The 14,085-nt window shown below is 55.2% G+C and carries 11 protein-coding genes; 3 read left to right on the forward strand and 8 right to left on the reverse strand.

What is annotated here, in order from left to right; translation table 11 throughout:
• Window positions 1-201 precede the first annotated feature (201 nt).
• Window positions 202-1,395, forward strand: coding sequence for an MFS transporter (locus PM3016_RS36410; RefSeq protein WP_014372767.1), 1,194 nt, complete (start codon window positions 202-204; stop codon window positions 1,393-1,395).
• Window positions 1,396-1,478: 83 nt separating this feature from the next.
• Here PM3016_RS36410 and PM3016_RS36415 read toward each other — a convergent pair whose 3' ends face one another.
• From PM3016_RS36415 to PM3016_RS36425, 3 genes are all read right to left on the reverse strand, one after another.
• Window positions 1,479-1,844, reverse strand: a complete 366-nt coding sequence (locus tag PM3016_RS36415) for a nucleotide excision repair endonuclease (protein ID WP_014372768.1) — start codon at window positions 1,842-1,844, stop codon at window positions 1,479-1,481.
• Between the two features lie 66 nt (window positions 1,845-1,910).
• A complete protein-coding gene (locus PM3016_RS36420; protein ID WP_013921551.1) occupies window positions 1,911-2,252 on the reverse strand; it encodes a zinc ribbon domain-containing protein YjdM in 342 nt (113 codons plus the stop codon).
• Window positions 2,253-2,268: 16 nt separating this feature from the next.
• Window positions 2,269-2,880, reverse strand: a complete 612-nt coding sequence (locus PM3016_RS36425; protein WP_014372769.1) for a TetR/AcrR family transcriptional regulator — start codon at window positions 2,878-2,880, stop codon at window positions 2,269-2,271.
• 248 nt (window positions 2,881-3,128) lie between these two features.
• Between PM3016_RS36425 and PM3016_RS36430 the strand changes: the two genes are divergently transcribed.
• Window positions 3,129-3,887 (forward strand): MBL fold metallo-hydrolase, encoded by a 759-nt coding sequence (locus PM3016_RS36430; protein WP_014372770.1) that lies wholly within the window; start codon window positions 3,129-3,131, stop codon window positions 3,885-3,887.
• A gap of 103 nt (window positions 3,888-3,990) precedes the next feature.
• On the forward strand, window positions 3,991-4,731 hold the full coding sequence (locus tag PM3016_RS36435; protein ID WP_014372771.1) for a glycosyltransferase family 2 protein: 741 nt from the start codon (window positions 3,991-3,993) through the stop codon (window positions 4,729-4,731).
• A gap of 236 nt (window positions 4,732-4,967) precedes the next feature.
• Here the strand turns inward: PM3016_RS36435 and PM3016_RS41035 are convergent, their stop codons facing one another.
• From PM3016_RS41035 to PM3016_RS36460, 5 genes are all read right to left on the reverse strand, one after another.
• Window positions 4,968-10,409 carry a pectinesterase family protein gene (locus tag PM3016_RS41035; RefSeq protein ID WP_014372772.1) on the reverse strand — a complete coding sequence of 1,814 codons (5,442 nt, stop codon included), beginning with the start codon at window positions 10,407-10,409 and terminating at the stop codon, window positions 4,968-4,970.
• Between the two features lie 239 nt (window positions 10,410-10,648).
• A complete protein-coding gene (locus PM3016_RS36445) occupies window positions 10,649-11,131 on the reverse strand; it encodes a GyrI-like domain-containing protein (RefSeq protein WP_013921557.1) in 483 nt (160 codons plus the stop codon).
• A gap of 54 nt (window positions 11,132-11,185) precedes the next feature.
• Window positions 11,186-12,133 (reverse strand): helix-turn-helix transcriptional regulator, encoded by a 948-nt coding sequence (locus PM3016_RS36450; RefSeq protein WP_014372773.1) that lies wholly within the window; start codon window positions 12,131-12,133, stop codon window positions 11,186-11,188.
• 54 nt (window positions 12,134-12,187) lie between these two features.
• Entirely contained in the window at window positions 12,188-12,652 is a 465-nt protein-coding gene (locus tag PM3016_RS36455) for an EVE domain-containing protein (RefSeq protein WP_014372774.1), read from the reverse strand.
• 132 nt (window positions 12,653-12,784) lie between these two features.
• Window positions 12,785-14,053, reverse strand: coding sequence for a DEAD/DEAH box helicase (locus tag PM3016_RS36460; protein ID WP_014372775.1), 1,269 nt, complete (start codon window positions 14,051-14,053; stop codon window positions 12,785-12,787).
• Between the last annotated feature and the right edge of the window lie 32 nt (window positions 14,054-14,085).

Below are 14,085 nucleotides of genomic sequence, written 5' to 3' on the forward strand. Positions count from 1 at the left end.
CAAGATCGTTTGCACTCTCTCTCATTATTGTCCCAGATTGTTTTTAGTAAAACAAGGGGAAAAACGAGGAGGCTTCCTTGCCCGCATCTGCCGGAGGCCAACCGTGAAGAACCGATCCGGGGAAATCGTCCTTGCCCCGCTGCTTTATTTTCGGTAAACTACTTGATTATACATTCAGCCAGAAAGGTTGCCGCTGACATCATGGAGTTATCTGAACGTATTGCCCGCAAACAAACCGCCAAAGAACCGTTTCCCATCTCTATTCTCTCCCTTACCGCAGGTGCCTTCGCGATCGGCATGACCGAATTCGTCATCATGGGCCTTCTGCCCAATGTCGCCGAGGATCTGCAGGTCAGCATCTCCTCGGCCGGCCAGCTCATTACCATGTATGCCCTCGGTGTAGCCGTCGGGGCTCCCATTCTGACGATCCTCACTCAGCGGATTCCCCAGAAGAAGCTGCTGTGTCTGCTCATGCTTCTGTTCATTCTCGGCAACGGCATCTCGGTTGTCGCTCCCAATTATGCTGTCTTAATGATTGCCCGTATGATTACAGCCTTGACCCACGGAACCTTCTTCGGGGTCGGTGCGGTTATCGCCTCCAGCCTGGTACGACCGGATAAGCGCGCCGGGGCCGTCTCCATTATGATGGCGGGCCTCACCATTGCCAATATCATCGGTGTACCGCTCGGCACTTTCATCGGACAGCACCTGGGATGGCGCGCCTCGTTCGCTGCCATCGCCATCATGGGGATCGCCGCCTTGATCGGCATCCTGATGTTCATTCCGCAGCTGCGGCAGGACAAGCCGGCCAGTATCATGCAGCAGTTAACCGCACTGGGCAGCCCGAAGCTGCTGCTCTTCCTGCTCATCGGGGCGCTCGGCAATGCCGGTCTATTCGCCATATTTACGTATATTGCTCCGCTGCTCATCCAGGTCACCGGCTTCATGGAGCACAGCGTCACCTGGATCCTCATCCTCTTCGGCTTCGGGGTGACCTTCGGCAATATGGTGGGCGGGAAGCTGGCGGACTGGAAGCTCATGCCTTCCATCCTCGGGATTTATTGTGCGGTGTGCGTGATCCTCGCGCTCTTCACCTGGACTGTTCATAGTCCCGTCGCGGCCGTTATCACCATCTTCCTCTGGGGTGCCGGCTCCTTCGCCGTCATGCCGGGTCTGCAGGTACGGATCATGGGCCTGGCCCAAGCCGCGCCTGCCCTTGCTTCCACGTCCAGCCACTCGGCCGGCAACCTGGGCAATGCGGCCGGTGCGTTCATCGGGGGCTGGGTGATTACGCATCTGTCCCTGACCGCTCTGCCTTGGGTAGGCGCCTTACTGGTTGGCCTGGCTCTGCTTCTGGGCTTCGCGTGCTATGCCGCGGAACGCAGGGCCCGTTAAGGACAACACGCATTTATTTTTACAAAAAAGCAGCAAGCACCAGCCCCTCGGGGACGGTGCTTGCTGCTTTTATGTTTCCGCCGTTAATTGCCCGACACTTTGTCCGGATTGTACTTGGCATTGAGCTTGTTCGCGATATACGTTTCGTAGATTTCCCGCTCCACCGGATCTTCCACGATGTATACCTCGATTTTGGTCACTTCATTGCGGTGATTCTTGATCGGGGAGACGGTATCCTCGAAGTGCTTCTTGATCCGCTGGCGCAGCTTTCTGGCTTTGCCGACAAAGAGCAGCTCGTCCTTGTCGTTGTAGAACATGAAGAAGCCGCCCTTCTCCCGGGTAATCAGATGAAAATCAGTGAACCCGTAAATGTGGCTGAGCTGCGGATTCTCCTGCTTGGTAATCGTAACCTCCGGTGCCGGGATGGTTATGCTAATCGTCACGATCAATCACGTCCTTTGTCCATGTAAGACTCCATCGTATCACAGATTCCCCTGTAACACCATTTGCTTTCCTTATATCTTTTTCACAAACTCCGATTTTAATTTCATCGCGCCAAAGCCCTCGATCTTGCAGTCAATATCATGATCGCCGTCAATCAGACGAATATTCTTGACTTTGGTTCCGATCTTGACGACCAGAGAAGTTCCCTTCACCTTGAGATCCTTGATCACGGACACCGTGTCTCCGTCCGCAAGAATGTTCCCGTTGGCATCTTTTACGATCTTGTTCTCTTCGCCCGGCTCGCTCTCCGCCCCCGGATTCCACTCATGGGCACATTCCGGGCAGATCAGCAGAGTTCCGTCTTCGTACGTGTATTCGGAATTGCATTGGGGACAGTTCGGCAGGACCGCCATGGTATCACTTCTCCATTCATGACTTCGTTACGGGATTGCTCAGGACCTGGTCCTCGATAAATTGGGTGAGCTGACGGACACAGCTGCGGATATACTTGCTGTCGTCAAACAGCTTGCTCAGCATAAGGCCGCCCTCGATCACCGCGATCATATAGCTGCTTACTTCCTCCGGAGACAGTTCTTTGTTGAACTCTTCATTCTCCATGCCTTCGATAAGGATAGAGGACAGCTTCCGGATAAACACCGTCATGGCCTGCCGGGCCCGTTCTTTCAGCAGCGGATGCGCGTCATCGCTCTCCACGGCGGTATTCAGCAAGGGGCAGCCCCCCTCCAGGGAGCTGCGTTCGATCAGATCGATATACACTTGGCCTATCGCAAGCAGCTTCTCTTTGGAGGTCGCCGCGCTTCCCAGCGCTTCGGACAGCAGCCCCTGGATCTGCCCAAACGAATAATCGAAAGCGGCCAGAGCAATCTCGTCTTTATTCTCAAAATGATTGTAGATTCCGCCCTTGCGCATACCGCAGCGCTCCATAATATCGGATAAGGAAGCTCCGGTGTAGCCCTTGGTATTAAATAAAACCGCCGATTCGCGTATGATATGCTCTTTCGTCATTTGGCCTTTGCGCAAGATGGCCCCCCTCCCCCGTTGCCCAAGATAAACGGCTTCGCCGTCCTTTGATGACAGTGCGCAAATTGTTCAAAACAAACCGATTGGTCTTAACGTATCATACCACGGCTGCGCAAAACAAGCTTGGAAACCTCTGTCCACCGCTTGTAAAAAATAGGTTGCGGTCCGGCTGCCGATCTGTTACTTTTAAAAATGTACGACCGGTCGGTTTTTATTTGTTAGTTACATAAGCTGGGAGGATGCTGTTCATGCCGCTTACAATCCAACATATCCGTAACGCCACGTCGCTGATCACCCTGAACGGGAAAGTGATTCTTGTCGACCCTATGCTGAGTGCTGCCGGGGAGCTTCCCCCTGTTCCTTTTACAAGAAGCTTACGACGCAATCCCATCACGCCTCTTCCCGTCCCTTTATCCGCTTTTGAGAAGATTGATGCCATTCTTCTGACGCATGTCCACTTTGACCACTTCGATCAAACGGCCAAGAACGTGCTGCCCAAGGATATCCCCCTGTTCTGCCAGCCAGCCGACCGCAAACAAGCGGAGTCCTGCGGCTTCCGCAGCGTTCACCCTATTGAAGATGCTCAGGAGTGGTGCGGAATCAACTTCAAGCGGATCCGCGGCCAGCATGCGAAGGGGATCGTGTCCAAGCTGCTCGGCCCCGTATCCGGGTTCATCCTCAGCACACCGGGCGAAGGCTCCCTGTACATCGTGGGGGACTGCATCCTGACGGAGGAGATCCGCCGGACTGTCGAACAGTACCGGCCTGACGTTTGTCTCGTCAATGCCCCCCGGGCCCAGATGCTGCTCGGATCCATTATCACCATGACCCCGCAGGATATCGTGAAGATCCTGGAGCTGTCCCCGGCCTCCCGCATTGTAGCCGTCCATATGGAAGCCATAAGTCATTGCACGTTAACGAGAAAAGATTTGTCCCGGTACCTCGAAGCCCATCATGCAGCCGAATCGGTAATGATTCCCGAAGACGGCGAATTCCTGTATTTCTGACGGAGCTTCGCCGGTCTCTTTGTCAAGATGCCGTTCCCTTTAGCCCGCTGTTACATACCTTAGGGTATACAGATTACGTCAATCGGGTAAGGGGAGCCGTATCGTGAAAGCAAACCCTCGTTACTCTCGATCCGGGCAGGGCGTCTCCGTGATTACCTGCACGAATCGGGCAAGTTATATCGTGAACCTGTTCAGAAACTATCTGCGCCAGCGTCACCCGAAAAAGGAGCTTATCATCGTGGTCAATCACGATCGTATTCCTCTTTCGGCTTACCGGAAGCTGGCGGGCAGGCTGCGCAATATCCGGATCTACCGCGTGCCCCAGCACCGGTCTCTGGGTGCATGCCTCAACTACGCCGTGAAAAAAGCACAATACCGCTATATAGCCAAATTGGACGATGACGATTATTACGCCCCCTATTATTTGACGGACAGCCTCCGGGCCATGACTCGAACCAAGGCCGATATCGTCGGCAAACGGGCCCATTATATGTACCTGCGCGGGTCGAAGACACTCATTCTGCGGTTCGCCCAAGATGAACACCGACCCGTTACTCGGCTGCCAGGTGCCACGCTGTTCTTCAAACGGGACGTATGGAAAAGGGTGCCCTTTCCAAACCGAAGTATCGGCGAGGACGACCTGTTTTGTGTTAGAAGCAGGAAAAAAGGGTTCAAGGTGTATTCTGCCGGGAAATACAACTTTGTCGCCGTCCGCCGCAAAAACTCGGCCAACCACACATGGATCATCAGCGATAGAACACTGCTTACCCACCATAGAAGAGTGCCCCATGTCCGGAATTACAAACGGTTTGTACAGAGAAAGCCGAAGGCCTTCCGGCCATGATCACGGGCAGACGGAGCAGACAGGGCAGGGGTATCGGTCCTTACCTGCTCCTGCTGCTTGCCAGGCAGGCCCGCGCAATTCCGGTGCGGCGGTTCATCCGGCGGTTCCTCAGTCGGGGCTGGTCGGAAGTTGGTGTGCTTGTGTGATATGAAAAAAGCTGCCCAAAGGGAGGATTTATCCCCTTAGAGCAGCTTTTGGTCTTACATGGATGGCTTGTACTGCCGTCTCGTCATTCGTTACTCAGCAGATGCTTCGGACTGAAGCACACCCGCCCGTGCCTTGACGATCGCCGGTACTTTCTTCGTCTCGTCCACAGAGGTCACCAGCGTCGGCTTCCAGCTGACAGCCTGCAGTCCGCCGTAGCTCTTCGCAATCTCTACGGCCGTGCCGTTGAGCATCGATCCCACGTCCGTGAACTGGGTGCCCTTGCTGACCTGAATGAGCGCCGCAGGCTGGGTACCCGCATCATTGACGAAGTAGTTGTTCTCCGCATAGATCTGCGACTGGTAACCTACTCCGAGCGAATAGACATAAGGATTATTCGGATGCTGGAACGATCCTTCGTAGTAGTTGTTATATACGTGCACTTGGCCATAACGCACGCGCGGAACACGCTGTCCGGTATTTTGGAAATAGTTATGGTGAAGCGTCACTCTCAGCCTGCCGGCATCGCCGGCCGCTTCATCGCTTCCGCCGATCAGCGATGTTTTGTCATGATCGTGGAAGTGGTTGTACGATACCGTCACCAGGTCGGATGCGTTCGTGATATCCACCGTGCCGTCATGCTGCTGATACTTGCGTCCGAAATACGTATGGCTTGGATCATCCAGACCGCCGGCATCGCTGAAGACGTTGTGGTCGATCCAGACGTGCGTGGACCCTTTGACCGAGATGCTGTCATAAGCGGAGTTCCAGTTGCCGGACTCTCCATCCGTCGGGTCCCACTGCGGGAAGTGATCGAACGTATTCTCGAACTGGATGTTGCGGATGATGACGTTGTCCACTTTGTCCAGATTCAGGCTGCCCCCGAGAATCTTCGCGTTCGACCCCGGAAGACCCACAATTGTAGTGTTCGAGCCGACCGTGACCTTAATTCGGCTGCCTTGGTTCGCCTGCGATTTGGCGCGCGCGTCCTCAAGCGGACCGGTCGGGGTGTTCTTGCCCCATACGGCCGGGTCATACGTCTTCAGGTATGCTTCGAAATCATACGCCGGATCCTCATAGAACTCGCGGCCCACCGGATTGTTGTTATCATCCACATTCATATCGATCGTGCCTTGAACGTAAATGATCTTCGGCGTATTGCCCGCTGCCGCTTTGACAAGCTCGCTCCGATTGCTTACTACGAAGATATTGTCCGCATTGGCTGCAGATCCGCCGGTCGTGCCTGTTGTATAAGAGGCCCAGCCGTCATTGGCCGCCAGTACCTCCCGGCCGATCTCCGTGCTGCCCGTATTCACTACGCTGATTCGCAGCGGCACGGAGATGCCTTCATACTGGAAGGTGAGCACAGCCGTCCCTTCCGGAAGACCGGAGAGGTAAGACTTCCGGATGACATAGCCGCTGCCCGTCGCTTTATAAGCCGACTCATCGAGCACCGTCTCGCCGTTCTTCACACTCGTCAGGGTATACCCGCTGCCATTGCGTACGGTTACATAGAGATCGTTCGCTTTGCTCTTGTCGAAGCTGGCGTACGCTGCCGAGATGGCTGGTCCATACTGCACCTTCGGCATATAGACCGGTGTGGACGGATCCCAGCCGTCGAACATGGACGGAATCGTCACGCTTGCTTCCAGACCCGTAAGCTGTGTGGCCATGGTTCTTGCACTTGCATTCGCGCCCGGGCCGTAGCTGTTGTATTCGGAGAAGTAGCTCGTTTTGCAGGTGCCTGCGCACGCCGCAACCCATCCGCCCGGAAGGAACTTCTTCGAGTCGATGAGCGTATTGACGAAGCTGACCCTCGCATAGTCCTTCCATGGACGGCCGAGGTCATACGCACCCTGCGCCGATGCGTCGTCAATGACCTGCGAATGGAGGAACAGATACCCTTTGTCCGTTACATTCTTCTGGGCTCCCGCCGTAATATGGCCGCCGCCGCCCGTATGGCTGACAAGCACCATTTTGACATTATCCATCACGACCGCCGGGGCTTCACCAAAAATAAAGTCGACGTCGCCTTCAATGATGCTGTTGTGGAAATACTGTCGGCCCTGACCCTTGGCGTTCAGGCCGTTGTACAGCGTATCCTGGTAGCCCTTCAGTCTCACGGATTCAAAGACCGCCATATCGCTCTTCAGCGACAGGGCAACGGCCTGTGCCACCTGGGAGCGGGGACCGGAGCTGTTCTCGATGGTCAGGTTCGCCGCAGTGAAATAATCTGCATTGACTTCCACCGTCTGGCTCAGGAACGTGTTGCCGGTATGGCCCGGCTTGCCTGTGGTTGCGGAGGTGCCGGCATAATCGCCGTATACGATCGTCGTCACATCCATGCCCGCACCGACCAGGCTGACATAAGGCCGCGTGACCTTCAGCTTCTCGGTATAGGTTCCCGGCGCGATCGAGATGACCGTTCTCACGCTGTTATCGGCCGGAATGGCATCGACGGCGCTTTGAATGGTGTTGAATACGGTGGCTCCGTCAGCCGCCGCCTGCTTGTCCACGGTCAGTACCTTGGCCGGCAGCGCAGCAATCACGTCACTCTCCGGTCCTTCCCCCTTGGCCTTCGCCGCGGAGACCGTGTAATAATACGTCGTGCCGTTGGTTACTGCCTTATCCTGATAGGCTGCTGTGCTGGTGACAGCAATCGTCGTATAGGTTCCGTTCGGGCTGTCCGCCCTCTTCACGTTATATGTCTTGGCTCCGGCTACCGGATTCCAGCTCAGCGTCACTTCCCCATCATTGGCCGCGGCCCTCAGTCCGGCCGGCTTCGACGGTGCCCCTGAAATCAGGGCGGCATGCTTCACACGCAGCTGGTTGGAGATCCGGCTCTCCTGCAGATCATTGGCCGCAGTCACCACGTAGAAGTAAGTTCTGCCGGCTTCAGCCGTCGCATCGGTATAGCTTTTCTCAGTTACCGAGGCCAGCGTCGTATAAGGCCCGCCGTTCACTTCACTTCTCTGTACTTTGTAAGAAGCTGCCTTCGGGACGGACGACCAGGCGAGTTCAACCCCTTTACGGGCCGCTTCGGCACTGAGCAGCGTTGGAGCCTGCAGAGGAGCTGCCGGAGATACGCCTTCAAGCAGTACCGGCTGGCCCAATCCGCCGACATTACCTGCTGTCAGCTTATAGTAGTACTTCGTCTGGGCATTCAAGCCCATATCGAGGTAAGAAACAGCTGCGATCTTCGGCTTGCCGTTCACCAGCAGGGAGACGAACGGTCCCGCCGGGGTCGTGCTTCGCTCCAGTGTGTAGTAAGTGGCGCCCTCCACAGGGTTCCAGACCATGGTGAGCTGGCCGTCTCTTACGACGGCATGCAGTCCGGTCACCGGTGCGGATGGCGGCGGTACGTCGTTCGGGTAGGCTTCCGCCGTATTGGACGGATCGCTTTCTCCGCTGGTGTTGACGGCCGTCACTTTATAGTAAAAATACGAGTTGTTGATCAGGCCCCCAGTCGTATCCGAATAGCTGTTCGAAGGCACGCCCGCGGCCACCAAGGTATAAGGGCCCTCCTTCGATGTGCTGCGGTAGACGTTATACCCGTCTGCACCGCCCGCCGCATTCCAGTTCAGCTCGACCCGCAGATTCGCACCTTCGGCTGTCAGGCTTTGCGGCGTCGTCACTTCCTGCGTATAGGCGATCACATCGTCCACGTACGCATGGCCCGTAGAGGAGCCGGCCATCCGGAAGTTCACCGAGGCGATATCGGTTACCGGCGTCGAGAAGGCGACATTGCCGTAGTACTCGCCGTTCACGAAGAGATCCGCGGTATTCGCGCTGACATCGGCGACATACTTCACCGTATACCAGGTGTTATTGGAGATGGCAATGGGCGAAGAGTTAATGTTAAAGGAAACGGCGATCTTCTTATTGCTGTCGAGCAGCTCCAGCACGTAGGAATCCCCTACCCGTGCCGTTTGCATGAACCGCAGCTGCGCAGTGATGCCCTTCTTGCTGTCCGCGGTTACCGGAGCGAAGGCCTTGTTGAAGCCGCCTCTTCCCGCTCCGTCATTGATCCACAGCACATTCGTAGCGTTGTCTATCACGGCTGCTGAAGTGTTGCCGTAGCTGTTGGCCAGATGGCTGTTGTTGATGACGCTTGTATTGTTGGTGCTCGAGAAGGCGCTGATCACCCCGCTGCCATATGGCGTCGTGTATCCTGACGGAAGGGCTCCGAGCGGGCTGTTCTCGAACGAATCGTTGATGAGGAAGCTGCCCGGCTTGCCCGCGGTTTCCGCAGAATCCGGACCTGCCCCCGCAGCATTCACCGCGTGAACCACGTAGTAATAAGTCGTGCCGTTGGTCAGTCCCGTGTCCGTGTAGCTTGTGCCGGTCACACCTGAGGCGACGGACGAGTAAGGGCCGCCTGAGGTGGCGCTTCGCTTTACTTCATAAGCCGTCGCTCCCGGCACGCCGGTCCAGCTCAGTGTCACTTGGCCATCGCCAGGTGCTGACGTCACGTTCGCCGGTGCTGCCGGCAGGCCTTGTCCGAACGGAGCTGCCTGCACTTCCGCGGATGGACTGCTCTCGCCAGAAGCATTCCCTGCCGTTACGACATAATAGTATGTCGTGTTGTTGGTTACGCTGCTGTCGGTATAGCTCGCACTCGCGGCACCCGCATCTGATTGCAGCTGTGCAATCGTGCTGTATCCGCCGCCGGAGGTCTCGCTGCGCTTGACGCTGTAATACGTGGCGTCGGTCACAGTGCCCCAGGTCAGCTGCACCTGCGCGTTACCGCTCTCCGCCTTCAAGCCGCTTGGTGCGGCCGGAATGGCTGCACTTACAGGCAGTGCCGGCGTCAGGGCCGACACATCCGTTGTCGGCGAGTTCGTGTAAGCGTTAAGCAGCGTGACGCTGTCAAATTGAGCTGTGCTTCCCGCCTTGGCAGAGGCCAGTCCCACATACGTAGTCGCTTTGACATCGGTAATCGTCTTGCCGTTGATCTGCGTCCATGTGATGGTGGTTCCGGATACCGTCCCCAGGTCGAAATAAAACCCTCCGCCCTGCTTCCGGACTCTCATGTATTTGGGTGCGCTTTCAAAGTCATAAAGAACGTTGGTATTCGAGGCATCCTTATATCCCGAGTTGCTTGGTGCTTTAGCCGGATCGGAGGTTAATCTCGAGGAAACATAAGGCTGATATTGGCTTCCCGTACCGTAATAATTCCCGAAGAAAAAGGAGCTTCCCTTCTCCAGGCCGGTCCGTGCCATGATCCCTGCCATCGCTCCGGAGACATAGGGGTACGAAGTCAGCTTGGCCATCAGCGTAAAATCACCGGTGACCGGCGTATACGCGTATTGGAACTGCTCCTCCACCTGATTCGGAACCCCCGTTCCGGTCGAATCGGTTATGGTGAAAATCCCAGCCGAAGCATCATACGTGCTGGTTCCATTGGACCCGTTAAAGCCGATGCTGCTCCAGCCGGTTGGAAAACTGGCCGCTTCGGTCTGCCCTGTGCCCGCCCACGGTACGTAGGTCAACAGCAGGAGCAGACAAAGCAAAATGCGAGAGGTTTTTCTCATCTGGTCTCTGTCCTCCATTCATGTGCTTTCCCTGCTAATTATGTGGCCTGCCTGGCGTTACCGCTATAATCATCTCTTTTGATTCGACTCCAATTTGGATTATGGGACTATGGGGAGAAAAAGCACCGGAATTACAGTCGTATGCTGAAATCAACTTTAGAAGTCAAATTTTTAAAATAAACGTTTCAAAGACAAATAAAATAAAAAAAGACACCGGAAACCCGGCGCCTGGACTGGCTCTATTTAATGGCTATGTAAATCTGCACTTCCATATGATCGGGGTTCCCGTTTACGGAATCGTAAAGCTCATAATCTCCGGTATAGGCTCTTTGTTCCGGTGATTCTTTATAATAGGCCCAGATCTCCCCCCAAGCTTCGGGCACTACTTCAAACACGGGTCCCCTTCTCGACGTGAATACTCTGTACTTCCCTGCCGGAATAACCGCATACTCATAACTCGGACCAGCCTGAGCTGCTTCGCCTCCGGTTTCATGACCGATTAGAGTCGTGTACGCTCCATTCACATCGCTCTCATAATCCGTGTACAAGGCGTAGATCCGATGGGGGTTGGTGACGCCCGGATTAGATGCCATACCGCTCTTAAAAAAGGCTTCCCAAAGCCCCGGCAGACGTCCGTTCGGTCCTGCCTCCTCCGCATTGGTTGTTCGGGTGCTTACCCCAATCAATTGGATTTCCGGCTGTTCCGTCGTATATGTATTCATGGGTCATCCTCTTTTCCTGAATTTGAACCTATTATATCGGGGAAAAGTGGACACCTATATGTCCAGATTCGCGTACTGCTCCATAATGTTTTGGGCCCTCCGCTTGATCTCGACAGCCGCATACACGGGCTGCTCTACCTTGACCCCATCGCCATAGCTTAGAAGATTACCATAGAACCATTCATCCACTATGAGTTTGCCCTTTACCTGCACCCTGCCATCCTCCAGAATCGTGATGAAGTCCGGAGGATACGTATCTTCCACCCGGTAGCGCACCTTTGAATGGAAAATAAGGACCATCTCCTGCTCCTTGTCTTTGGACCACTCCGAATCCCACGCATATCGATCTACCGGTGGAGCCTCACGAAGTACGAAGGGTTCCGTCAATAACCGCAGCTCCTGGATCCGGGAAATCCGAAATACACGAAACTCCTTTTTGGACGTACAGAACGCCTGTACATACCATAAGTACCCTTTCAATATCAGATTGTACGGCTCAATGACCCTCTCGCTCTCCGACCCGTCTCTGTTGGCATACTGAATGCTTACCCGGAGGGAGTTCTCAATAGCCTGCCTTAGCTTATTAATTTTGTCCCGCGCGGCGGCACTCTGGCCCCAAGGGTTAAAATCAAAAACCATCCCCGTTCCTCTGGATGCTCCGTCTATTCGATCCGATTTGCGAAGCAGGGTCTTCACCTTCTCGAGCAGCTGCTCCAGCATTCCGTCATCTACCGCAGAGGTAACCCCCTTGACGGCAGCGATCAGAGCAGCGATCTCTTTCAGGGAGAGGAATTGGCGGTTGATCGTGTACTGCTCCATGATCTCAAACCCGCCCGATGTCCCCTGGTGTGCGGCAATGGGAATGCCCGACTGGCATAAGGTGTCGATATCCCGATAGATCGTCTTCGTTGAAACCTCAAAGCGATCCGCCAGCTCCTTAGCGCTGATTCGTTCGCGATTGAGCAATAGAACCGTTATCGCTAACAAGCGATCTATTTTCATGTGTTCTCTCCCGATTCTCTCTAGTGGACAGCGCTGGACTGCTATAGGAGTATTTTACATGACAAGCCGGTCTCCCGCATCGCCCAGCATCGCAGCCGCGATCTTCAGAAAGTCCTCCCGCCCGATCTCCACATGGCCAAAGCGGAAAGTATACCCCCAGTTTCGCTTCCCTTGGGTAAAGCTGAGTTCATCCAGCAGGCTGGAGATCTTGACTTCTCTGCATGGAAGATACCTTATATTCCGGCGAAACGGCACGAACGAGTCTGTCATACGATATTCGTAGACCCTATCGTCTGCAACCTGTCCAATCGCCGTGAAGGCCTGAAGGGATTCCCCCTTCGCCATATCCGTCCGTGGAGAGTAATAGATGAGCCAATCACCGGCACGCATCCGCCGCAAGGGCCCTGCCTTGCCGTGGCACAGCTGGGCGAAGCCCCCCTCTACCCCACGCCGCACATGGGAAGCCGATACAACTCCAATCCAATAGCGGCTTTGTCCGTTCATGGCTTCTGGTAGCATTGTTTAAGTCCCTTCCTTCTGGATATTCCGTTCTCTAACTGGAATATACAAAAAGACTCCTGACAGCCTTATGTCAGGAGCTTACTCTCTACACTATAAATTTAAAGCAAATAGGGCTCGTCTTTGTCCAGCTTACTTTCCAGCATGGGGTCGCCGTCTGCGGCGGCCGCCGCCGGATTTGCCGCTGTGTCCGCGAGCACCGTCCTTGGATGGTGCACCATTGGCTCTGTCCGCCCCCACCGTCGCCGGTACCGGCTCCGTCATCGTCATCGGGTAAGGATGATCTGTAACTACTGGGATTTTCTGCTTCGTCAGCTTCTCGATATCCTTCAGATAGGGAATCTCCTCGTTCTCGCAGAACGAAATCGCAATCCCGCTTAAGCCCGCACGTCCGGTACGGCCGATCCGATGGACATACGTCTCCGGAATATTCGGCAAATTATAGTTAATCACGTGCGACAGTTCTTCAATGTCGATGCCCCGTGCCGCGATGTCCGTCGCCACCAGCAAGCGGGTCGCACCGCTCTTGAAGTTATTCAGCGCTGCTTGGCGGGCATTCTGCGACTTGTCGCCATGAATGGCCTGCGCCGTAATCTTCGCCTTCGTCAAGCCGCGCACCACCCGGTCCGCGCCGTGCTTCGTACGGGTGAACACGAGCGCACTTGCGATCGACTTGTCCTGCAGCAGATCAATCAGCAGCAGCAGTTTATTCGGCTTGTCCACATAGTAGAGCATCTGCTTAATTCTCTCCGCCGTTGAGGAAACAGGGGTAATCTCTATTTTCACCGGATTCTTCAGCAAAGAGTTTACCAGGGACGTGATCTCGGGCGGCATCGTCGCAGAGAAGAATAACGTCTGCCGCTTGACCGGCAGCTTGGCAATGATCCGCTTCATATCATGAATGAACCCCATGTCGAGCATCCGATCGGCTTCGTCCAACACCAGAATCTGCACGTGACTCAGGTCGACGAACCCTTGATTCATCAGGTCGATCAGCCGACCCGGTGTCGCAATCAGAATGTCCATGCCCTGCTCCAGCAGCTGCTCCTGAGGCCTCTGCGAGACGCCGCCCACGATCACACCATAGCGCAGATTCGTGAAGCATCCGTAAGCTTTGGCGTTGTCGGAAATCTGAATAGCCAACTCACGCGTAGGCGTCAGGATCAGCGAACGAATGACGCGCTTGCCGTTCGGGCGCCCCTGCTGTGTGCTCAGCAGCTGAATGATCGGCAGCAGGAATGCTGCTGTCTTGCCGGTCCCCGTCTGGGCGCAGCCGAACAAGTCACGGCCCGCCAGCACCGGCGGGATTGCCTGCTCCTGAATAGGCGTAGGCTGCGTATAATTTTCCTTGGCCAGCGCTTTAATAATAGGGGGAATCAACTGTAATTGTTGGAATGTCATAAGATCTCCTTCTTCAAGTCGCCGTCAATGCG

Source organism: Paenibacillus mucilaginosus 3016 (assembly GCF_000250655.1).
GTDB classification, from domain to species: domain Bacteria; phylum Bacillota; class Bacilli; order Paenibacillales; family NBRC-103111; genus Paenibacillus_G; species Paenibacillus_G mucilaginosus.

Bases quoted from the DNA above. Each gene is read 5' to 3' on its own strand.
- PM3016_RS36450 (WP_014372773.1), bottom strand. From the start codon at position 12,133: ATGAAAATAGATCGCTTGTTAGCGATAACGGTTCTATTGCTCAATCGC.
- PM3016_RS36420 (WP_013921551.1), bottom strand. From the start codon at position 2,252: ATGGCGGTCCTGCCGAACTGTCCCCAATGCAATTCCGAATACACGTAC.
- PM3016_RS36410 (WP_014372767.1), top strand. From the start codon at position 202: ATGGAGTTATCTGAACGTATTGCCCGCAAACAAACCGCCAAAGAACCG.
- PM3016_RS41035 (WP_014372772.1), bottom strand. From the start codon at position 10,409: ATGAGAAAAACCTCTCGCATTTTGCTTTGTCTGCTCCTGCTGTTGACC.
- PM3016_RS36455 (WP_014372774.1), bottom strand. From the start codon at position 12,652: ATGCTACCAGAAGCCATGAACGGACAAAGCCGCTATTGGATTGGAGTT.
- PM3016_RS36445 (WP_013921557.1), bottom strand. From the start codon at position 11,131: ATGAATACATATACGACGGAACAGCCGGAAATCCAATTGATTGGGGTA.
- PM3016_RS36430 (WP_014372770.1), top strand. From the start codon at position 3,129: ATGCCGCTTACAATCCAACATATCCGTAACGCCACGTCGCTGATCACC.
- PM3016_RS36460 (WP_014372775.1), bottom strand. From the start codon at position 14,053: ATGACATTCCAACAATTACAGTTGATTCCCCCTATTATTAAAGCGCTG.